The sequence below is a fragment of the Halomonas sp. MS1 genome (assembly GCF_024182575.1).
Classification (GTDB): Bacteria; Pseudomonadota; Gammaproteobacteria; order Pseudomonadales; family Halomonadaceae; genus Vreelandella.
This window is the reverse complement of record NZ_CP098926.1, coordinates 3,606,330-3,628,365: the sequence shown is the minus strand read 5'-3', so window position 1 is coordinate 3,628,365 and position 22,036 is coordinate 3,606,330. Positions and strand designations below refer to the sequence as shown.

Sequence of the window (22,036 nt, the reverse complement as noted above, 5' to 3'; positions counted from 1 at the left end):
ACATGGAAACCCGCGCGCATCACGTTTTGATAGGTTTGTTCACACTGGGAACCGCCGCGGCAGCGCTTCTGTTTGCGCTATGGATGAGCTATGCCGCCGGAGAGCGTAGCTACCAGCCTTACCGAATTCTGTTTGAGCGCAGTGTTAGTGGTTTATCAATTGGCAGTAAGGTGCAGTACAACGGCATTGAAGTTGGCGATGTTACCGAGCTGACACTAAACCCTGACGACCCACGCCAAGTTATTGCCAGTGTGCGAGTCTATGAAGACACCCCCGTCAAAACAGATACCCGAGCAAAGTTAGCCTTTGCCAGCATTACCGGCAGCATGTCGGTTCAGCTGTATGGAGGCACTCCAGAAAGCCCCCGCCTAGTAAACCAAACAGACAGTATGGCACCGTTTATCAACGCAGACCCTTCACCGATCGCCACGCTATTTGATGAAGGCGAAACAATGATTCAAAACATTAATTCTATTCTGATAAACGTTAATGAACTATTTAATGACGGCAATCGTGAACAAGCCGGCACTATTTTGACAAGTATTGCGCAGATCACAGAGATGATCGCCTCACAACAAACAGCGCTGGATCAAAATATGGCACTGTTCGGCGAAGTGTCACGCCAAGCCACAACGACCCTTGAAAGCATCGATACCCTCAGCCAAGAGGCGACACAGCTATTGCGTCAAGATGGCCAGCAAATGATGCAAAGTGCTGAAAGCGCCAGTCGTGATGTGGCCAGCGCCGCGCAACGAATTGAACAGCTCGTTAACGACAATGCCGGTGCTGTCGACAGTACGCTGCAGGGGGCACAAGACATTGCTCCCGCACTTTCAGCCCTACGTTCTACACTAACTAATCTTGAGCGTATTACTCGCCAGCTTGAAGAGAGTCCCACAGACTTCTTCCTGGGCCGAGATCAGGTAGAGGAGTTTCGTCCATGAGCTTGCGCTTTACGTTTAGCATCGTCCCATTAGCGGCGCTTGTATTAAGCGCCGGTTGTTCAATACTGCCCGAAAGTAATCCCGCAACGCTCTATCGGCTGCCATCGTCTGCCACGCAGTCTGAACACACGGCTGCCGCCACCCTCCCCGTAAGACTGGGCATTGCTACCCCGGGGGCAGGCCACTTGCTTAACAGCAACCGTATTGTGGTCTACCCAGAAGGCAATGTAGTCAATGTGTATGAGGGGGTACGCTGGCATGAAGACGCCCCAGAAATGCTTCAAGCGCGCTTAATTTCTGACCTGCAGCAGCGCCAACTATTCACTGGCGTAAGTAGCGACCGATTGCCTCACGATATACTGCTACTGAGCGAACTGCGCCATTTCCAAAGTGAGTACGACACTTCCCCACCCAGTATTCACCTTCAATTAGATGTCCAGCTTGTGAATACACAACACCGAAAACCACTAGCTACGACTAGTTTTGTTATCCGCACCCGCGCAGATAGTCCAGAGATTCCGGACGTCATCAATGCGTTTGGCGCGGCCAGCGATGCGCTAGCTGAGCAGCTTTCAACATGGATCGCGGTGCAATCAAGCAGTCTGAGGACCGCCGATTGACGGCGTCTTTCTTAAAAAATCACGCGGGTCTTTAGGATAAAAATGTTCAGGCTGGCACTCTAAATGGGTAAAAAATCGCGTGTCTTTATAAGGCATTTTCATAAAGCCGGACACGCCTAACCCCTCGATCTGGCTTACAGACGCCAACATCTGCGCCAGCAAAGCCCGAAACTCGGCCTCCCGGCTAGGGTCCAGTAGCCGATAATAGCTATGGATTTTAAGATGCTTTGGTAGTGACTCAAAGATAATCATGCCGGTGTGATGAATCTCATTCAGCCGTTGCAGTATGTGCATAATGGTGTCAGGCAGGACCAGTAGCTCTTCTGGATCAGGGCCGTCTTCAAAGTAGCTATGCTGGCGAGTGAGGTCTTCCATTTCTGGAACCGCGCTCAGCTCGTAGTCAATCGTGGTGTCAGGATCACAATGAAAAGGCTCTTCCGCACTCGCGCGCTCTAAATGCAGCGTTTGGCGAGCATTAAACAAGCAGCTTTTAAACACCCCTTGGCGATGGATGGCTCGCGCCAAGTGCACCATATTGTTGACGGCTTGAATAAACGCTGGCTTTAATGCGGGATCATGCAGGTTAAGTGAGGAGTCTATATAGACGCCCTCTCGCTCCCAGCGTACTGCTAAACCACCGACAACCGGGTATTTTCCTAAGCGACTCACCGAGGCCAAAAACGCCTTTTCGGTTTCCCCCATGCCCTGCATAAATTGCTTGTAATAGCGGTCTAACTGCACATCATTAACATCATTAAGTGTCTCTTCCGCGTTCGCTTCGCGCAGAAACGCCTTCCGGGAGCTGTAAACGACCGTATCAATCTCTTGGTGCGCCGCACGGCCCCAGACAGGCACTAGCGGTGTTTGTGTTGGCGTGGGCAAATCTAACATCACCACTTTGGCCATGCGGGACATCGCCTGTAAATAGTGATCCCCTGCTTTATGGCGTATGTGTGGGTCGGGATCCAGCATACCGTCTAAGGTGCGGGCAAACTCCAAGGGTAGCCCCAGCGAGCTAGCGGGAATGGCACGATGACCAAAGCGGCAAGATTGCGCAGAAGCTAATGCATATAGCGTGCCTGCGGCCCCTTGCTCATCGAAACGAGGCGATGATAGCGCTCCATTTAGCTGCTCTTCACCAATAAAGTAGACATCGCCCAGCCGGGCGTTGGTTTGCTGCAGATTGTCGGACATCAATTCCATCACGTTTGCCCCGACAAATTGGAGCTTTTCGTCTAACTGGGCAAATACGGACGATCCCCAGTCAATCAACGCAATGGACTCGGTATCTGGATCAAATACCAAATTTGACGGTTTGATGTCGCCATGCACAACGGGACGTGCATTAGGCCCCGTTTCGCGGCGCAGTGCAGAAAGAATATCGGCCAACTGGCTGGCAATATGGACCACTAACCGTGGAGAGAGACGGCCTTCTTTCAGTGACACCTGTTCCAGGTTCCAACCAGGCGCACGCTCCATCACCAGAATGGACTGGCCTCGGGAGCGTTGGTAAGCCACCAGCTTTGGTATGCGGGGATGGGAAACCTGATCAAGCATAAACGCCTCTTCTTCAAGGCGTTCTTGTAAATGGGTCGGTAGCGTAATACGTGAGAATTTAAACACATAGTGGGCAGGCACATCTTGGTGTTGCGCGCTGCCCGAAAATACAAAGCCATAGGCACCTTTACCCACCAACTCGATCCCCGTGTAGCCCAACTGGGCGAGCTGTGCCTGACACAGTGCTACCCAGTCTTTCAGCTTACGGGCATCATGGTGGCTAAGTAGATATACCGACTGCTCTTCCGGTATATAAAACTGCTGGAGCGGTGCCTGAGACATTTCTCATTCCTTGCCAACCAACTTCGGGCTATTTAACCTCTTGCCATGCAATGCCTAGCAACCTTAGCCCAAGTGCAGCAGCATGGTTTCAGGCGCTTCCAAGTAGCCTTTCCAGGCATTGCAGAACCTGGCGATAGTACCGCCATCAATAAAGCGATGATCACCTGCCCAGGTGATGGTCATAATGGCTCGCCGCTGAACTTCTCCTTGCTCGTCGAAGCGCGGTAACCATTGGGTTTTACCAATCGCTACTATCGCCGCTTCCGGCGCATTGATAATCGGCGCTGCATAGGTTCCGCCCAACGCACCAATGTTAGAAATACTAATGGTGCCACCTTTGAGATCAGCCTGATCGACACGCCCTTCGCGGGCCGCAACGGTTAAACGCCCCACTTCGCGAGCAATGTCTAGCAGCGTTAAACGCTCAACACCTTTCACATTGGGCACCAGCAGACCGGCTTTGCTATCCACCGCCATGCCGATATTGCACTGTTCGTAGTAGTGCAGTTCGTTGGCTTCCGCGTTTAGTTGGGCATTGATGATCGGCGCCTCAGTAACCGCCAGTGCCATAGCTTTCATGAAAAAGGGCATAAGTGTTAACCGCTCACCAAGCGCCTCCACCCGAGGCTTTAGACGCTCGCGCAGCGCCAGCAGATCAGTCACATCGATCTCTTCGCCATAGTGAAAATGCGGGATGGAGCTGGCGGCCTCAACCATTCTTTTCGCCATCACCGCGCGCACACCGCGAAGCGGTTCGACGCGAGGCAACTGTGTTCCTTGGGTGACTTGCGATGGTGCTTGGCTAGGGGCAGCAGAAGGTTGATTCAGGTGCGCCAGCACGTCTTCTTTTAATACCCGGCCATCTTTACCACTGCCAGCAATGGCAGTTAACTCAAGTTGATGTTCACGAACGAGACGTCGCACGGCTGGGCTAGCAGGTATTTTGCCGCTGCTCGTACTAAGGCTGCAGGTACTGGATGCCACAGCGGCTTGCTCAACTGCCTTGGCTGAGCCACTGTCAGCGTCAGCGACAGGTGATTGAGGCTCGTTAGCCTGTTCCGTCGCGCCGGCTTCTTGCGCGTCACTTTCTGCTTGGTAGGCATAAAGCGGTGCGTGTACTTTGGCAATTTTTCCTTGGGCAACATAAAGTTTGGTGACCACGCCTGCTTCGGGAGCGGTAATTTCCACGAGCGCTTTATCGGTCATCACCTCGACAATCGGCTGATCTTCCTCAATCCGATCACCCTCCGCAACGCGCCACTCCACCACTTCACATTCAACAATGCCTTCGCCGATATCCGGCAGCATGAAATCGCTCATTATTTTTCTCCCTGGCGCTAAAAGTTAACGCTTTCGCGAATCGCTTCAAAAATTTTCAGATGGTCGGGCAAGTACTCTTTTTCCAGCACTAGCGGGAAAGGTGTATCTAGCCCCGTTACCCGAGTAATCGGCGATTCAAGATAGAGAAAACAGCGCTCTTGGATCGTCGCGGCGATTTCACCCGCAAAGCCACCGGTTAACGGCGCTTCATGGCTGACGATCAAACGTCCTGTTTTTAGAACAGACTCAACGACAGTATCCGCATCCCATGGCAACAACGTGCGCAGATCAATCACTTCACAGGCAATGCCCTGCTCTTCAGCAAGTTCAACGGCTTTGCCGATGACTTCCATTTGCGCGCCCCAGCCCACCAGCGTTATATCAGTCCCCTCTTTAATGACCTCCGCTTCACCAATAGGAAGCTGATAATCTTCTTGGGGCACCTCACCCACCGAGGCACGATAGAGACGCTTGGGTTCTAAAAAAAGCACTGGATCTGGATCGCGAATGGAAGCGAGCAGTAGCCCTTTCGCTTGGTAGGGATTGCGCGGCACAACGACTTTTAAACCGGGCGTATGCGTAAAGTAAGCCTCTGGTGATTGCGAATGATAGAGCCCCCCCGCGATACCACCGCCATAGGGCGTGCGGATGGTTAATCCCCCCACATTGAATAAATCCCCCGAACGGTAGCGAAATTTCGCAGACTCATTAACGATTTGGTCAAAAGCGGGAAAGATGTAGTCGGCAAACTGTATTTCAGCAACGGGCACTGAGCCTTGAGCAGCCAGCCCATTAGCAAAACCTATGATGCCTTGTTCTACCAACGGCGTGTTAAAGCAGCGTGATTTACCATACTTTTCCTGTAAATGGCTGGTAGCACGGAATACGCCGCCAAAAACGCCAACATCTTCACCAAAACAGATAACTTTGTCATCTTCAGCCATGGCGATATCAAGCGCATTGTTGATCGCCTGGAGCATGTTCATTGTGGGCATGTTATGCCTCCCCCTGGGAATCTGTGGACGTATTCACCTCAAGGTCTAGCGACCGCGCTCCACGCGGGTAGGCCTCTGGATAGCGGCGAATATGGCGCTTAAGCTGATCAAATTGACGCTGTAACTCAGGGGTTATGTCGGCATAGACATCAGTAATCAGCGACTCCAGCGGTGGGGGTGAACGCTTTTCTGCCCGTTTCAAGGTATCCAGCACTTCGCGGCGCAACGTTTCCTGCTGACTAGTTTCCTCCTCCTCGCTCCACCAGCCTTTTTTCAGCAGCCATTTCTGCATGCGCAGTATGGGGTCTTTTAACCGCCATGCTTCTTCTTCACTTTTGGCACGATAGCCGGATGGGTCATCCGAAGAGGAGTGAGCAGCAAGACGGTAAGACATGGCTTCAATCAGCACCGGCTTGTTTTGTTCAACGGCAATCTGACGCGCTTGGCGTGTCGCTTCATAAACCGCCAGTGCATCGTTCCCGTCAACACGTATCACATGCATATGATAGCCAAACGCCCTCGGGGCAATGCCATCCGCTGCAAACTGCTCGCTTGATGGCGTCGAAATGGCATAGCCATTGTTGCGGCAGAAAAAAATCACCGGTACTTGATGGACTGATGCCATATTCAGCGCGGCGTGGAAATCACCTTCTGATGCAGCACCCTCACCGAAAAACGTTAAGGTACAATGCCCATCACCCGCTAATTTCTGACCGTATGCGTAGCCTGTCGCCTGAGGGATTTGCGTTGCAAGCGGAGAAGAGATGGTCATGTAGTGCAGCTTGCGTGATCCATAATGAATCGGCATTTGGCGGCCTTTACCGTAGTCGAGCTCGTTGCCAAATAGCTGATTCATAAACTCGTCAATGGAGAACCCGCGGTACATTAATGCGCCTTGCTCGCGGTATTGCGCCATGATCATATCGGCATCGTCTAGCGCAGCAGCGGCGCCAACAACGGCGGCTTCTTCACCCGTACTTTGCATATAGAAACTGAGCCGCCCCTGGCGTTGGGCAGCCATCATGCGCTCATCTAGGATACGGGTGGCCAGCATGGCTTGATAGAGCCGTCTGGCATGATCACGCGGTAGGTCTGGCTCTTTAGCACCTTCGTAAAGCTCGCCCTCTGGGTCGAGCAGGCTGAAGGTAGCCATTGAGAATTCGTCGCCGGTCATAAAGAGCGGCTGATGTACGTAGTTTGTCATGCTTATTATCCTTGTATTACCCCTTTTGAGGGCAGTGTTGTTGGTGTTGACCGTTTTTGCCAGTGGATTTATCTAGCATAGGTCAAGCTTGTCGAGGTTAGTGTCACCTCGATCAACGCAACACAAGGACAGTAACGCAGTCTGCTACTTTTAGGGATACAACTTAAGACGCAGATAGACGAGTGCGCAGCTGTTGTTGCAACGCATCAAATAGACTATCGACGGTCAACGCGAGTAACGCGATCAACAGCGCACCTTGTAAAACATACGCCATATTGCCATTCACGATACCTGCTATGATCGGGTCGCCTAAGTTACTGGCGCCTACCGTTGCCCCTATAGCCGCTGTGGCAATATTAATGGTTACCGATGTTCGGATACCGGCCAGAATTACTGGTGTGGCTAATGGAAGCTCAACGCGAGTTAATACCTGCCAAGGGGTCATCCCCATGGCAAACGCCGCCTGTTTAAGACTCGCATCTACATCCTGCAGCCCGGCAAGCGTGTTTCGCACAATCGGTAATAAGCCATAGAGCATTAGCGCCACGATAATCGGCAATGTTCCAAAACCCAATACAGGAACTGCCAGGGCAAGCACCGCCACAGGAGGAAAAGTCTGGCCCAGTGAAGCCAACTGCCCGACCAGAGGTAAGAAGTCTCGCCCCCATTGGCGAGTGACTGCGATGCCGGCCAATACGCCTAGACATATCGTAATGACAGCTGCGATTCCAACAACAAACACGTGCCTTGCCAGCAGAGAAGCAAAATCAGCGCGGGAATAAATCACCTGACGGGCGTCGGGCTCCAGCCAACGAAATACAGGCTCTAACGCCGAGATACCCAATACCCCTATCAGCAGCAAGAGTGCCCAACCAATAGGCCATAGCCAGCGCGGGCCTGCTGCTATCGATGATTCACCACGGTTACGATCACGCGTCACGGTGACTCACCTTGTCTAACTGGGCCTCTTTGACCACTTTGCGCAGCGATAACTCACCAATCGGCATATCATGCTGGTCGACAACCGTCAGCCTATCGCAGTGGTCACGCAGCATCATTGAAAGCGCTTGGCGCAGTGAAAAATCACCCGGAATACGCGACTGGGCAGGCAGTGTCTGCCCAAGCGATGACATGTGGTCTTTAACGCGTGTTAAGGCAGCCTGCTTTAAACCACGCTCCAACCCTCCCAATAGCGACTCAACAAACGGATCGGCGGGGGTTTGAAGCAGCGCTAGCGGTGACCCCTGCTGCACAATACGCCCTTCGCGCATAACGACTAAATGATCTGCCAGTTTGAGCGCTTCATCCATATCGTGAGTCACGAACACCACGGTTTTATGCAGCCGCGCCTGAAGCTTTGCCAGCTCGTCCTGAAGCTTTTCTCGAGTAATCGGGTCTAGCGCTCCAAAAGGCTCATCCATCAGCAAAATATCAGGATCTGCCGCCAATGCGCGCGCAACGCCTACCCGCTGCGCCTGGCCGCCAGAGAGCTGGTGAGGATACTTATGGGCAAACTCTTCCGTGGGAAGGCCTAATAGACGCATTAACTCTTCGACGCGTGCTTTAACATCAGCGGCAGGCCATTTTAGCAAACGCGGTACCAGCCCAATGTTGTGCGCTACCGTCCAATGGGGAAACAGGCCAGTACTCTGGATCGCATAGCCGATACGGCGGCGAAGCTTAACCGGGTCATAGTGGCCTATTGCCTGTCCGTCGATGATAATGTCGCCGCTACTATGCTCAATCAAACGATTTATCATACGTAGCGTCGTTGATTTTCCGCAGCCTGACGACCCTACCAGCGCACAGAACTTTCCTTTCGCGACGTGTAAGGATATGTCGTCTACCGCTGTGTCTTCGCCAAAGTGCTTCGACACATGGGAAAGCTCTATCATTTATGTCCTCCGGGGCGAAGCGCGTCGGCTAACGCCCCCAAACTAGCATCTACAATAAGTGCCAAGACTAAAATAGGCAGCGCGCCAAGCAACACCATGTCCATAGCCGCTTGGCCCAACCCCTGAAAAATGAACGTGCCAAGCCCACCCGCCCCAATCAACGCAGCAACGGCCGTTAATCCAATCGCTTGAACAGCGGTGATTCGCACGCCTTCTAATAGTATTGGCAGCGCCAAAGGAAATCTTACCTGCCAGAAGCGCTGATACGGACGCATACCCATCGCCTTAGCAGCATCTAAGGTTTCAGGGTCGACTTCATCAAGCGCAATATAAGTATTGCGCACCATGGGTAACAGGCTATAGGCAATGAGCGCCATCAATGCGGGGGTGGCGCCGATACCGCTAACCCCCAACTGGGCTAAAACAGGTACGTTAGCAGCTAGCCAAGCAAGCGGAGCCAGCAGTAGACCAAACAGAGCCAAGCTCGGAATCGTTTGCAGGAAGTTCAGCCATGCAAACGCTATTCGTTGTAGACGTTGGTAACGTCGCATTAGCATAGCGAGCACTAAACCAACTACGATACTAACGCTCACCGCTATGCCGACCAGTACCACATGTTGCAGCATGGCACGATAAAATTGCTGGTCGCGCGCTTGAAACTCCTGAACAAGGGCTAAATTTTCAAGCCATAAGGCGGCACAAAGCAGCCACGCTCCCCCCACGCTGCTGAGCAATAGGGTGGTCCATAAGCGCGACAACCCCAAACGTAAACGCACTTCCACTAGGCACAATAAAAGTAAAAAAAGCACGACCCAATAGGCAGCACCAATACCTAAACGCGCTTGCGGCAGAGTGGGATCAATCAGCCAGTGGCCTGCTACCATAAGCCCGAATGGCATCAATAAGAGTGTCAGGGTAATGATACAGAGCTGAGCATAGCTATGAAGACGGCTTGGCTTAATAGCCAAGCCGCCCATAGCGATAAATAGCAAGGAAACAAGCAGCGCACCGGGCCACCCAATCGCATGTACTAAGCCATAAGATGTACCCGCTACAATTCTATTAGGCGCGACGCTAACAAGACCCAGTAGCCAAGAGGCTCCTAACATAGCGGCACTTAAACATATCAGTACTGAGTTTAAATGCCCATATTGACTGGGTGGCGATGGCAAAGCGTCTATCTGCGACATTCATTAGTCATCCAGGCTATCAAGATAGTCGCTTGCGACTTGATCAGGCGAGAAACCATTCACCGCGACATCTGCGTTGAGCGTTTGCAACGTCACAAGGTCAAGGGTTGCAAATACGTCGTTGAGTAGCGTCTCAATTTCAGGGTAGGCATCCAGCACTTCGGCACGCACCACTGGCGACGGCTGATATACCGGCTGAACCCCCTTAATATCTTCTAAAACAACCAGCCCAAGCGCACTTAAGCCACCATCGGTGCCATAGGTCATGGCACCATTAACACCGCTTGTTTGTTGGGCAGCGGCTCGCATAGTAGCCGCCGTATTACCACCGGACAGCACAAGCAGTTGATCATCGCTCAGTTCGAACCCATAGGCATCCTGGAATGCCGGCAATGCCTGAGCGGACTCTACAAATTCTGCACTCGCTGCGAATTTAAACTCGCCGCCTTGGTTAACATAGTCGGCAAGATCATCAAGGGTCGTTAAGCCGTTGGCCGTCGCCACGTCTTCACGAATACTCATGGCCCAGGTGTTATTAGCGCTAGCAGGCTTCAGCCATATCAGCCCCTGCGCCGCATCGCGCTCTTTAACAGTCTGGTAAGCATCCTCTGCACTATTCCAGACAGGGCTGTCAGTCATATCAAAGAAAAAAGCGCCATTACCGGTATATTCGGGATAAAGGTCGATTTCTCCCGCTTCAAGCGCACTACGCACAACGCTGGTGCCACCTAGCTGTAGGCGATCTTCTGTAGTCACACCGCCCCGTTCTAGCGTTTGAATAATCAGCTCACCCAGCACGGACCCTTCTGTGTCGATTTTGGAGGACACGACAACAGGGTCGCTGGCGTAAGCAGTCGAAAAAGTAATGGCTGACAAGCAAGCGGCGATGGTCGGTTTTAGAGTAAAGCGCATAGTGGTCATCCTATTATTTAGCGTCTTGGAGGTATTATCTCAGTATAAGAGCCAACGACATTGACGTCAGACGCCATATCAACGGCGCCTGACATCTACAACGTTTCTATTCAATGCCCCCCACTGTCATCACGCTCAACATCGGTAACACTTAAGGCGCTTCAATCACCCAGGTTGTTCCCTCACGGGAATCCTTCAGGATAATACCCAAACTCGCTAGTTCATCTCGAATAGCATCTGCCTGAGCAAAATCTTTATTGGCTTTTGCGTCTTTACGCTGTGCTATTTTAGCCTCAATCTCAGTCTCACTCAGCGCTACCTGCTGCTGATTACCTTTCAAAAAGGTCTGAGGATCTTGCTGCAAAAGCCCTAGCACACCCGCTAGACGTGTTAATTCCGATGCTAAACGCTGCGCTTTTTCTGGCGACTCGCTCTTAGCGCGATTGAGATCCCGCGCCAGATCAAATAATACCGCTAACGCCTCAGGCGAATTAAAGTCGTCATCCATCGCCGTGGTGAAACGCTCAACATAGCCTGCCTCATCACCGTCACCGCTAGATGACACTTCCACACCTTCTAATGCTGTGTAAAAGCGCGTCAGCGATTTGCGGGCCTCATGGAGAGAATCTACCGAGTAGTTAATGGGGCTACGGTAGTGGCTAGCCACTAGCAAGAAACGCACGACTTCCGGATCATGCCCTGCCAACACATCACGGATGGTAAAAAAGTTACCCAGCGATTTTGACATCTTTTCCTGGTTAACCCGCACAGCCCCGGCATGCATCCAGGTGTTGACGTAGGTTTTACCAGTCGCTGCCTCTGATTGGGCAATTTCGTTTTCATGATGAGGAAACGTAAGGTCAGGACCACCACCATGAATATCGAAGGTATCGCCTAAGCAGCATGTCGACATTGCTGAGCACTCAATGTGCCATCCAGGACGGCCATTGCCCCAAGGAGAGTGCCAGTGTGCTTCGCCCGGTTTAGCGGCTTTCCAAAGCACAAAATCAAGCGGGTCTTCTTTATGAACATCAACCTCGACCCGGGCACCGGAACGCATGTCATCAAGTTGACGATTATTTAGCTTGCCGTAATCAGCGAACTTGCGTACCCGATAATACACATCACCATTGGCAGCAGCATAAGCAAAGTCTTTCTTAATCAGCGTCTCAATCATGGCAACAATGTCATCGATATGACCTGTCGCCCGAGGCTCATGGCTTGGGGGCAATACCCCAAGACGTGCTTCGTCTTCGTGCATTGCCTGAATCATGCGCTCAGTGAGTACGCTAATCGATTCGTTATTCTCTTCGGCACGCTTGAGAATTTTATCGTCAATGTCGGTGATGTTACGGACATAAGTAACATCATAACCGCGATAACGCAGATAGCGGGTTATCACATCGAAGGCCACCATGACCCGCGCGTGGCCAAGGTGGCAGTAGTCATACACCGTCATACCGCAGACATACATGCTGACTTTACCCGCCACTAGCGGGGTAAACGGTTCTTTACGGCGTGTCAGCGTATTATAAATGTGCATATGACGATTCCTTAGCCCTTCTGTTTGATTTTCGCCCAGCTATCTTTCAACCCAACGGTACGATTAAACACCAGCTGCCCTGGCTTGGAAGCATGACGGTCAGCGCAGAAATAGCCCACCCGCTCAAACTGGAAGCGATCTTCTGGAGCAGCATCCGCCAAACTGGGCTCGCCAATGGCGTGGCATACCGCCAAGGAGTCGGGGTTCAGGTGTTCGAGGAAGTCGACATCTTTGTCACGATCCGGCTGTTCAACCGTGAACAAATTGTCATACAAGCGCACTTCCATCGGTACACCATGGGCGGCACTCACCCAGTGAATCACGCCTTTCACCTTGCGGCCTTCAGGGTTTTTACCCAGCGTATCGAAATCCACCGAACAGTGCAGTTCCGTCACGTCACCGGCTTCGTTCTTAACAACGTCATCACAACGAATCACGTAGCTGTTACGCAGGCGGACTTCTTTGCCGGGCGCTAAACGGAAAAACTTTTTGGGCGCGTCTTCCATGAAGTCGTCTTGGTCAATATACAGCTCGCGACTAAACGGCACCTTACGCACCGCCATATCTTCTCGCGCAGGGTGCCCAGGCACGTCATACACTTCTTCATGGTCTTCAGGAACGTTGGTCAGTACCACCTTAAGGGGTTTCAATACGCACATTGCCCGCGGCGCATTGTCCTCAAGATCAGAGCGAATCGCATGCGTTAGCATGGCAATATCCACCAAACCGCCATCGGCGCGCGTAACACCAATCATCTCACAGAACTTGCGAATGGACGCTGGCGTATAGCCGCGACGACGCATACCTGAAATAGTTGGCATACGCGGGTCGTCCCAGCCATCAACAATCTGCTCGTCAACCAGCAGTTTCAGCTTGCGCTTCGAAGTGAGGGTGTAATCCAAATTAAGTCGAGCAAACTCGATTTGGCGCGGCTTGGCGGGAACCGGCAAGTTATTCAAAAACCACTCGTAAAGCGGGCGATGGTCTTCAAACTCTAGCGTACAGATTGAATGGGTAATGCCTTCGATGGCGTCAGACTGGCCATGGGTAAAATCGTACGACGGGTAGATTTTCCACTTGTCACCTGTTTGATGGTGGCTGGCATGGCGAATACGGTAAAGGATCGGGTCGCGAAGATTGATATTGGGCGACGCCATATCAATTTTTGCACGCAGTACTTTTTCGCCTTCGCCAAACTCGCCGTTACGCATGCGTTCCAGCAAATCTAGGTTTTCGTCAACGCTGCGCTCGCGGTAAGGACTTGGCTTACCCGGTGCCGTGAGTGTGCCACGGTATTCGCGAATTTCATCTGGAGAAAGATCATCAACGTAAGCTTTGCCCTCGCGAATAAGATGTTGTGCCCACGCATAAAGCTGGTCGAAATAATCAGAAGCAAAGCGAACTGGGCCTGCCCAGTTAAAGCCTAACCAGCTGACGTCCTCTTTGATAGCGTCGATATACGCCTGTTCTTCCTTCGCGGGGTTGGTGTCGTCAAAGCGCAGATGACACTCACCACCTAGCTGCTCTGCCAACCCGAAGTTTAAACAGATCGACTTTGCATGACCGATATGTAAAAAGCCATTAGGTTCGGGAGGAAAGCGCGTCACGATTTTGGTGACCTGGCCGCCCTCTATTTCGTCGCGTACTTGGTTGCGAATGAAGTTCGGCGCTGGGGTGGTCTCGTTGGTCATGGTGGTGTTGATAACCTCATGGTGGATGGCGGGCTAGGCAACCAATGCCTAAGCTATTAGGGTTTGCGCTTCGCGGTGCCAAGCAAAACCGCTATTATAACGTGACGCCGATGCACAGCGCCAAGGCGAACGCCTTTATTGAACAGGAATTTATCTATGATCGTATTACAGACCAACCACGGTGACATCACTATTGCGCTTAATCATGAAAAAGCGCCAAAAACTGCCGCTAATTTTGAGCAATATGTCCGCGATGGTTTTTATGATGGCACTTTGTTCCACCGTGTTATCGATGGCTTTATGGTTCAGGGCGGTGGCTTCGATCAAGATTTTAACCAAAAGCCAACGCGTGATCCGATCGAGAACGAAGCCGACAATGGTTTACAAAACACGGTCGGCACCCTGGCAATGGCACGCACCCAAGATCCTCACTCTGCCACAGCGCAGTTCTTTATCAACGTTGGTAACAATAGCTTCTTGAATCATAGTGGTAAAAGTCTTCAAGGCTGGGGCTACGCCGTGTTTGGCGAGGTTGTCGACGGCATGGACGTGGTAGACGCCATCCGCGGCGTCAGCACCACACGTCGTGGCATGCATGCTGACGTGCCCGCAGACGATGTCATCATTGAGCGCGCCTATGTAAAAGAAGCCGACTAATTACGGGAGTTCTATGCGCACTCTGCTGATAGCTGATATGCATCTAAGCAGTGATACCCCTGAGATTAATCAGGGGTTTTATCGTTACTTAGAGCACACCGCTACTGGGGCTGATGCCCTGTATATTCTAGGCGACCTGTTTGACGCCTGGATCGGAGATGATCTCCTTGACACACCACATCCTCTTAGCGACATTGCCTGGGAAGTGATCAGACGGTTACGCAAATTAAGCAGCAACGGAACTGCGATTTATTTCCTGCACGGCAATCGCGACTTTCTGATTGGCGAGCGCTTTATCAGTGAGTGCCAAGCCTCTCTGCTACCCGAAAGCCAAACGGTGGAACTCCAAGGAGTGCCTGTCGTTATTCTACATGGCGATAGTCTTTGCACTAAAGATGATGCTTACATGGCGTTCCGCCAACAGTCGAGAGATCCTCAGTGGCAAACGCAAATCCTATCCTTACCCCTTGATCAGCGGCTGGAGCTTGCCAAGAGTCTGCGTATGCAGTCGGGCGATGCCAACGCGAGTAAAACGGAAGCGATCATGGACGTGACACACGAAGAAGTGGTGGCGCTGATGGCGCACTCTGGTGTCACCACCATGATTCATGGCCACACCCATCGGCCAAAGGTACATGACCTGACGGTTGAGGAGGTACCTGCAAAACGTTTTGTTCTTGGTGATTGGGATGTTCACCATGGCTGGGACATCGTCATTGAACGCACGACAGAGCATGACGCCATGCCTATTCTGCGCCAATTTACCTTAGCCAACCCACCCTAATACTTAACGTTGCACATCAGCAAAAAAGCCATCAAAAAAGCCGGCCAAATCAATTTTGGCCGGCTTTTTTGGGTTGATAAAAACGCGTTAATTAACGCTCGATCTTCGCGTCACTACGCAGGTCGTCTACCAAGCCCTGAATGATAGACTGGGCGCGAAGTTGCTCAGCCATTTGCACTACAAAAGAAGTAAGCTGCTCATCAACTTCACCTACCGATACGCTATCCAGCGCAATGATGGCAACACCTTCCGGCAGCGATACAGAACGGTAAACGCTATCGCCCTCCTGCGGACGCGGCATACGAAATACCTGTTGCACTACCGCCTGCGGAAGCCCACTGTCAGACTGGCGCGAAATATTGCTAGCCTCAAGCCAATCAATGTCGCTGGCCTCGCCCGCTTCCACCGCCTCGATCATACGAGCCGCCTCTTGCTCAAGCGCTTCTTGGCGTTGTTGAGCAACAACAGCGTTAGCAACTTCGTCACGCACATCGTCTAGCGTGAGTTGGGTCGCTTCGCGATGCTCCGCAACACGCAGCACAAGGCGACGATCATCATCAAGCTCGATCACTTCGCTGTTATAGCCTTCTTCTAGCACATCAGCACTAAAGGCCTCATCTAGCACCCCAGGCTCTGAAAGTACGCCCTCACCTTCACCGCGTGCTAACCAGTCAGTCTGGTTTAGCGTTAGCCCGAGGTCATCCGCTACGCTTTGCAGATCATCGGCAGCAAAACTCTCATCAATTAAGCGCTGAACTTGCTGATTGAACTCATCATTGACTTCACGCAGAGCAACATCTTGCTGAAGTGCCTCACGCTGCTCTTCAAAAGCGGGTGCGACCAGCTCTGTTACCTGAAGGATATGAAATGCACCATCCATTTCTACCAGTTGAGATGTTTCACCTTCATCTAGAGCAAAAGCTGCTTCATCAAAGGCATCACCAAAGAAACCACGACTAATAACCCCCAAGTCGCCGCCTTCCTCAGCACTCGCCGTATCATCTGAATAACGCAGAGCTGTATCGGCGAAAGTTTCACCGCTGCTCAAGGCTTCTAGAGCCTCATTAGCGTGTGCTTGCGCTTCTTGGCGACTGCGCTCTTCGCCAAACGTCACCATAATATGCGAGACCCGCCGATCAGCATTGCGGTTCTGCTCACGCCACGCATCGCGCAAGCTCTGCTCGTTAACCTCAACGTTTTCCGCCATGGCTTGACGGTCAACTAGCACATACTCAACGCGCACCTGCTCAGGACGCTTGAAACGTGCCTGGTTTGCATCGAAATATTCCTGCATTTGCGCTTCAGTAACATCCGCCTCTACACTTACATCATCGGCATCTAATAAAACATAGCGAAAACTGCGCTGCTGGCGCTGCAGCTCAGCTAAGCGCTCCTGCTCGTTTTCCAAGCTAAAGTCGCTAAACGCAAGGCCTTGCTGCAAGTGCTGACGCTTAATATCAGCACGCAGCTCTTCACGAAACGCCACTGGCGTGTATCCTGCACCAGCAAGACGGTTGCGGAATATTTCAGCCGAGAACCGACCATCTTGATCATGAAACTCTGGCAAACCAACAATCATTTGATCTAGTTGGGCATCAGAAACAAACACACCACCGTCTTCCGCATACCCCGTTAGCAGTTGCTGAGTTATTAGCTGGTCAAGAACGTCATTACGCAGCGCTCGCTCTTGCTCTGGTGGCACCTGTCCAGAGCGAAGCGCACGTTGCACCTCAAGCTCAACCTGCTGACGCATGATAGGTTCGCCGTTAACGCTCGCCACTTCATTAGGGTCATCGCCAAAGACACTAAACAGCGACTCCACGCCAAACAGCGCCATGGCAGCCACCATGACACCGATAATTATTTTGGCACCCCAGCTTCTGGAGCCATCTCGAATACTTTGCAGCATGCTAGCCTCAGATCATCACAGCTATCTATCGCCCTAACTATCGGGCCAGAAAAAAACATGGGCGCATCGCGAATGCGATGCGCCCATTAGCTTACAGCAAACGCGAGCCAATTAGTTGACGGCGTCTTTCAGCGCTTTACCGGCTTTGAAGCTGGGGACTTTTGCAGCGCTAATTTCAATCGGCTGGCCGGTCTGCGGGTTACGACCAGTACGAGCAGCACGCTCTTTAATTGCGAAAGTACCAAAACCTACCAGTGAAACACTTTCGCCTTTTTTGAGGCTATCGGTGACAGACTCCACCATGGCATCCAATGCGCGGGTTGCCGCTGCTTTAGGAATATCAGCAGACGCGGCAATAGCTTCAATCAGCTCGGACTTATTCACACTTCACCCCTTAACTGTTTCAAAAAAATGGCTCTGAACGGCACTGCCACCGTTAGTTGCAACTTCAAAGCGTAGCTGTGTTTTATAGCAATGCCTTGAAACTCCTGTCAAGCGACAGTGCCGAGAAATGCCCGCAACTCAAGGTCTTGGGCAAAACTATTAAGTAATGTTAAAACTCAATGGAGTATTAACGCTTAATGGGTACTCGTTACGACGGTTGAATTAAAAGCCGGATCAGAACCTTTCAACGAGACGCTCTCGTCGATTGGATCGTTATGTAGCGCTACGGCCAGTACTTCATCTATCCACTGTACGGGGCGGATATCAAGTGCCCCTTTGATATTTTCTGGCACTTCCTTGAGGTCTCGACGATTTTCCTCAGGAATTAAGACCGTCTTTATACCACCGCGACGGGCTGCCAGCAATTTCTCCTTTAACCCCCCAATGGGCATCACTTCGCCACGTAGGTTCACTTCGCCTGTCATGGCCACATCACAACGCACAGGGCGTTGAGTATAGGCAGAGACAATCGCGGTTACCATGGCGATGCCTGCACTTGGGCCATCTTTAGGCGTAGCGCCTTCCGGAACGTGAATGTGTAAGTCTTCATTCTCAAACCGTTGCGGATCAATACCATACTCTTTTGCACGCGCCTTAACGACCGTTTGTGCCGCACTCACCGACTCTTTCATAACATCGCCCAGCGAGCCGGTTTTGTTAATACGCCCTTTGCCGGGTGTCACAACCGATTCGATATTCAGTAATTCGCCGCCAACCGATGTCCACGCTAGCCCCGTCACACGACCCACTTGGTCTTCCTGCTCAGCCAACCCGTAGCTATAACGGCGCACGCCTGCATAGGCTTCAATATCTTCAGCTGCCAGGACTTGTTGAGCCTGCAGATGGCTACCCTGCTTACCACTCGTTGCCTGCTCGGCTTCTAAACGCTCGCGCAACACCTTACGGCACACTTTGGCGATCTGACGCTCCAGCTCTCGCACCCCAGCTTCACGGGTGTAATAACGCACTAGTTCTAGCAGAGCATCATCATTGAGCGCCAGCTCTTCTGTTTTGAGGCCATTCGCTTCTTGCTGCTTCGGCAACAAATAGCGCCTAGCGATCGCTAGCTTTTCATCTTCGGTGTAACCCGGCAAACGAATGATTTCCATACGATCCAACAGCGGACCAGGAATATTCATTGAGTTAGCAGTACAGATAAATAGTGTTTCTGACAGATCGTAGTCCAACTCAAGGTAGTGATCACTAAAGCTATTGTTTTGCTCAGGATCAAGCACCTCTAGCAGCGCTGATGCAGGGTCACCACGGTGATCCATACCGAGTTTATCGACTTCATCCAATAAAAACAGTGGGTTCTTAACGCCAGCACGGCTCATCCGCTGCATCAACTTACCCGGCAACGAGCCAATGTAGGTGCGGCGATGACCGCGAATTTCAGACTCATCACGTACGCCACCTAACGCCAGGCGAACATATTTACGATTCGTGGCCCGTGCGATAGATTGACCAAGAGAGGTTTTACCCACACCTGGGGGTCCCACCAAGCATAATACAGGCCCTTTCATCTTGCGCACGCGCTTTTGTACTGCAAGATATTCAAGGATGCGTGCCTTGACTTCTTCCAAGCCGTAATGATCCTGATCCAGCACTTCCTGAGCTTTCACTAAGTCGTGCTTGACGCGGGTACGCTTCTTCCAGGGGACGGCTATTAGCCAGTCCAGGTAAGAGCGAACCACCGTAGCTTCGGCCGAGTTAGCAGCCATCATTTTTAGCTTACTAAGCTCTTGAGTCGCTTTTTCAGCCGCTTCTTTAGGCATTCCAGATGAAGCGATGGCTTGCTCGTATTTTTCGGCCTCGTTCGGCACATTATCCAGCTCACCCATCTCTTTCTGGATGGCCTTCATCTGCTCATTGAGGTAATACTCGCGCTGGGTCTTTTCCATCTGCTCTTTCACACGTGAGCGGATGCGCTTTTCAACCTGCAGCAAATCAATTTCGGACTCAATCAGCGCCATTAAGTGCTCAATGCGATCACGCACGCGATCCATTTCGAGCAACTCTTGCTTGTCGCCTATTTTTAATGACAAGTGTGCACAGATGGTGTCGACCAAGCGGCTTGGGTCCTCAATTCCAGAAAGCGAATTGAGCACCTCGTTAGGCACTTTTTTGGACAGTTTGACGTATTGCTCAAATTGGTTGAGCAGCACACGTACCAGTGCTTCTTGTTCACGACTGGTTAGCGGCTCGCTCTCGCGAGGCACCAAGTAAGCTTGGGTGTAGCCCGTTTCGTGCTCTTCAATATCAATAACATCAGCGCGAAAATTACCTTCAATCAGCACTTTTACAGTGCCATCAGGCAATTTTAGCAGCTGCATGATATCGGCCACGGTGCCCATGGCATAAAGATCAGCGTTATCGGGCTCATCCTGGGAGGCCTCACGCTGAGCCACCAGCAGCACACGTTTGTCGGCCTCCATCGCCGCTTCCAACGCTTGGATGGACTTCTCACGACCAACAAAAAGTGGAATAACCATTTGCGGGTACACAACCACATCCCGCAAAGGCAACAGGGGTAGACATTGTGTCTGATCGGCGTTCTGCTGCATCGCAGACGTTCCTCAAAATCGGATGAGTACTTGAAAGGGTACTTAGCCAAGTACCTCACAGTATGAAAAGCATGGCGCTAGGGCGCTGAGCAGCTAGGCAAACATTTCATGAATAACTTATGAATAACAAGGGGTCGCCTAGGCGACCCCTTGGTTTGGCGCAAGCGGTAAAAGCTAGGCCGTGGCGTGCACGTCGGGACTAGCCGTCGGTGCCATCAACACGAGCGTCTTCTTGCTGCGAATAGATCAGTAGTGGCTCACTTTCACCTGCAATCACTGAACTATCAATCACCACTTTGCTAACACCTTCAAGCGAAGGAATCTCGTACATGGTGTCTAGCAGCACAGACTCAAGGATAGATCTCAAACCTCGCGCGCCAGTCTTACGCTCCATTGCCTTGGTAGCAACAGCACGCAGCGCTTCGTCTCTAAACTCGAGCGTCACATCTTCCATTTCAAAGAGCTTGGCGTACTGCTTAACCAGCGAGTTTTTAGGCTCGGTTAAGATCTGTACCAACGCATCTTCGTTTAGCTCCGTGAGCGTCGCAATCACGGGCAGACGTCCAACAAACTCAGGAATTAAACCAAATTTCACTAAATCATCTGGTTCTACGTCGGCCAGTAACTCACCTACACCACGTGAAGACTCTTTGCTCTTCACGCTAGCATTGAAACCAATGCCGCCTTTCTCAGCACGGTCACGGATAACTTTATCAAGACCCGCAAAAGCGCCACCCACAATAAACAGCATGTTGGCCGTATTGACCTGAACAAACTCTTGCTGGGGATGTTTACGACCACCCTGCGGCGGCACGGATGCTGTTGTGCCTTCAATCAACTTGAGCAGTGCCTGCTGGACACCCTCGCCCGACACATCACGTGTGATGGAAGGGTTATCAGACTTGCGCGAAATCTTATCGATTTCATCGATATAAACAATGCCTCGCTCAGCCTTTTCGACGTCGTAATCACACTTCTGCAGAAGCTTTTGGATGATGTTTTCAACATCCTCACCCACATAACCCGCTTCTGTCAGTGTAGTGGCATCGGCAATGGTAAAAGGTACATTCAATAACCGCGCCATGGTTTCCGCCAACAGTGTTTTACCACTACCGGTAGGACCAATGAGCAGAATATTTGATTTACCTAGTTCTACATCGCCTTCGCGCACTTCCGTCTTAAGACGCTTGTAGTGGTTATAAACCGCTACAGATAGCACCATTTTGGCGCGATCTTGTCCGATGACATAGTCGTCTAACGTATGACGTATTTCGCGAGGCGTAGGTAAACGCTCTTCATCGCTCTCGGCATCGGCTTCGAGAACTTCTTCGCGAATGATGTCATTACATAAGTCGACACACTCATCGCAGATATATACGGACGGGCCTGCAATTAGCTTACGTACTTCGTTTTGATTCTTACCACAAAACGAGCAGTATAAAAGCTTGCCACCTTCGTCCTTGCCTTTGCCGTCGGCCATTCGCGTACCTCTATCACTGCGGCGGCTTACGCCGCCGGAAAAGCT

At 51.6% G+C, this 22,036-nt stretch carries 18 protein-coding genes; 4 read left to right on the top strand and 14 right to left on the bottom strand.

The window, feature by feature from the left end:
* Positions 1-2 precede the first annotated feature (2 nt).
* Positions 3-944, top strand: coding sequence for an MlaD family protein (locus tag NF683_RS16695; protein ID WP_089038301.1), 942 nt, complete (start codon positions 3-5; stop codon positions 942-944).
* Entirely contained in the window at positions 941-1,564 is a 624-nt protein-coding gene (locus NF683_RS16690; protein ID WP_089038302.1) for an ABC-type transport auxiliary lipoprotein family protein, read from the top strand. Before NF683_RS16695 ends, NF683_RS16690 begins: the two co-directional genes overlap by 4 nt.
* Here NF683_RS16690 and NF683_RS16685 read toward each other — a convergent pair.
* From NF683_RS16685 to NF683_RS16640, 10 genes are all read right to left on the bottom strand, one after another.
* Positions 1,538-3,403 carry a serine/threonine protein kinase gene (locus NF683_RS16685; protein WP_253920470.1) on the bottom strand — a complete coding sequence of 622 codons (1,866 nt, stop codon included), beginning with the start codon at positions 3,401-3,403 and terminating at the stop codon, positions 1,538-1,540. The two genes, NF683_RS16690 and NF683_RS16685, sit on opposite strands and share 27 nt — an antisense overlap.
* Before the next feature lie 63 nt (positions 3,404-3,466).
* Positions 3,467-4,723, bottom strand: a complete 1,257-nt coding sequence (locus NF683_RS16680) for a 2-oxo acid dehydrogenase subunit E2 (RefSeq protein WP_253920469.1) — start codon at positions 4,721-4,723, stop codon at positions 3,467-3,469.
* Between the two features lie 17 nt (positions 4,724-4,740).
* A complete protein-coding gene (locus tag NF683_RS16675) occupies positions 4,741-5,718 on the bottom strand; it encodes an alpha-ketoacid dehydrogenase subunit beta (RefSeq protein ID WP_120386991.1) in 978 nt (325 codons plus the stop codon).
* Between the two features lies 1 nt (position 5,719).
* Complete coding sequence (locus NF683_RS16670) at positions 5,720-6,922, bottom strand: thiamine pyrophosphate-dependent dehydrogenase E1 component subunit alpha (RefSeq protein ID WP_089038306.1); 1,203 nt, start codon at positions 6,920-6,922, stop codon at positions 5,720-5,722.
* A gap of 163 nt (positions 6,923-7,085) precedes the next feature.
* A complete protein-coding gene (locus NF683_RS16665) occupies positions 7,086-7,862 on the bottom strand; it encodes an ABC transporter permease (protein WP_232471479.1) in 777 nt (258 codons plus the stop codon).
* Entirely contained in the window at positions 7,852-8,817 is a 966-nt protein-coding gene (locus NF683_RS16660) for an ABC transporter ATP-binding protein (RefSeq protein ID WP_089038307.1), read from the bottom strand. Before NF683_RS16660 ends, NF683_RS16665 begins: the two co-directional genes overlap by 11 nt.
* On the bottom strand, positions 8,814-10,007 hold the full coding sequence (locus tag NF683_RS16655; RefSeq protein ID WP_089038308.1) for an ABC transporter permease: 1,194 nt from the start codon (positions 10,005-10,007) through the stop codon (positions 8,814-8,816). The genes NF683_RS16660 and NF683_RS16655 overlap by 4 nt, the downstream gene beginning before the upstream one ends.
* 3 nt (positions 10,008-10,010) lie before the next feature.
* Positions 10,011-10,919 (bottom strand): glycine betaine ABC transporter substrate-binding protein OsmF, encoded by a 909-nt coding sequence (gene osmF, locus NF683_RS16650; protein WP_089038309.1) that lies wholly within the window; start codon positions 10,917-10,919, stop codon positions 10,011-10,013.
* Positions 10,920-11,070: 151 nt separating this feature from the next.
* Positions 11,071-12,462 (bottom strand): cysteine--tRNA ligase, encoded by a 1,392-nt coding sequence (gene cysS / locus NF683_RS16645; RefSeq protein WP_253920468.1) that lies wholly within the window; start codon positions 12,460-12,462, stop codon positions 11,071-11,073.
* 11 nt (positions 12,463-12,473) lie between these two features.
* Positions 12,474-14,153 carry a glutamine--tRNA ligase/YqeY domain fusion protein gene (locus NF683_RS16640; protein WP_089038311.1) on the bottom strand — a complete coding sequence of 560 codons (1,680 nt, stop codon included), beginning with the start codon at positions 14,151-14,153 and terminating at the stop codon, positions 12,474-12,476.
* 156 nt (positions 14,154-14,309) lie between these two features.
* On the opposite strand from NF683_RS16640, the gene NF683_RS16635 reads away from it, so the two are divergent.
* Positions 14,310-14,810, top strand: a complete 501-nt coding sequence (locus NF683_RS16635; RefSeq protein WP_038483952.1) for a peptidylprolyl isomerase — start codon at positions 14,310-14,312, stop codon at positions 14,808-14,810.
* A gap of 13 nt (positions 14,811-14,823) precedes the next feature.
* Positions 14,824-15,594, top strand: coding sequence for a UDP-2,3-diacylglucosamine diphosphatase (locus tag NF683_RS16630; protein ID WP_089038312.1), 771 nt, complete (start codon positions 14,824-14,826; stop codon positions 15,592-15,594).
* Positions 15,595-15,685: 91 nt separating this feature from the next.
* On the opposite strand, the gene NF683_RS16625 is transcribed toward NF683_RS16630, so the two are convergent.
* The 4 genes from NF683_RS16625 to clpX all read right to left on the bottom strand — a co-directional run bounded on the left by NF683_RS16625 (position 15,686) and on the right by clpX (position 21,991).
* Positions 15,686-17,503 (bottom strand): SurA N-terminal domain-containing protein, encoded by a 1,818-nt coding sequence (locus NF683_RS16625; protein WP_089038313.1) that lies wholly within the window; start codon positions 17,501-17,503, stop codon positions 15,686-15,688.
* A 111-nt stretch (positions 17,504-17,614) separates the two neighbouring features.
* A complete protein-coding gene (locus NF683_RS16620) occupies positions 17,615-17,887 on the bottom strand; it encodes an HU family DNA-binding protein (protein WP_009724302.1) in 273 nt (90 codons plus the stop codon).
* Positions 17,888-18,081: 194 nt separating this feature from the next.
* The gene (lon, locus tag NF683_RS16615; RefSeq protein WP_089038314.1) at positions 18,082-20,511 is read right to left on the bottom strand and encodes an endopeptidase La; all 2,430 of its coding nucleotides are present in this window, start codon (positions 20,509-20,511) and stop codon (positions 18,082-18,084) included.
* A gap of 199 nt (positions 20,512-20,710) precedes the next feature.
* Positions 20,711-21,991: an ATP-dependent Clp protease ATP-binding subunit ClpX gene (gene clpX / locus NF683_RS16610; RefSeq protein ID WP_038483940.1), complete on the bottom strand. Its 1,281-nt coding sequence runs from the start codon at positions 21,989-21,991 to the stop codon at positions 20,711-20,713.
* Positions 21,992-22,036: the final 45 nt, after the last annotated feature.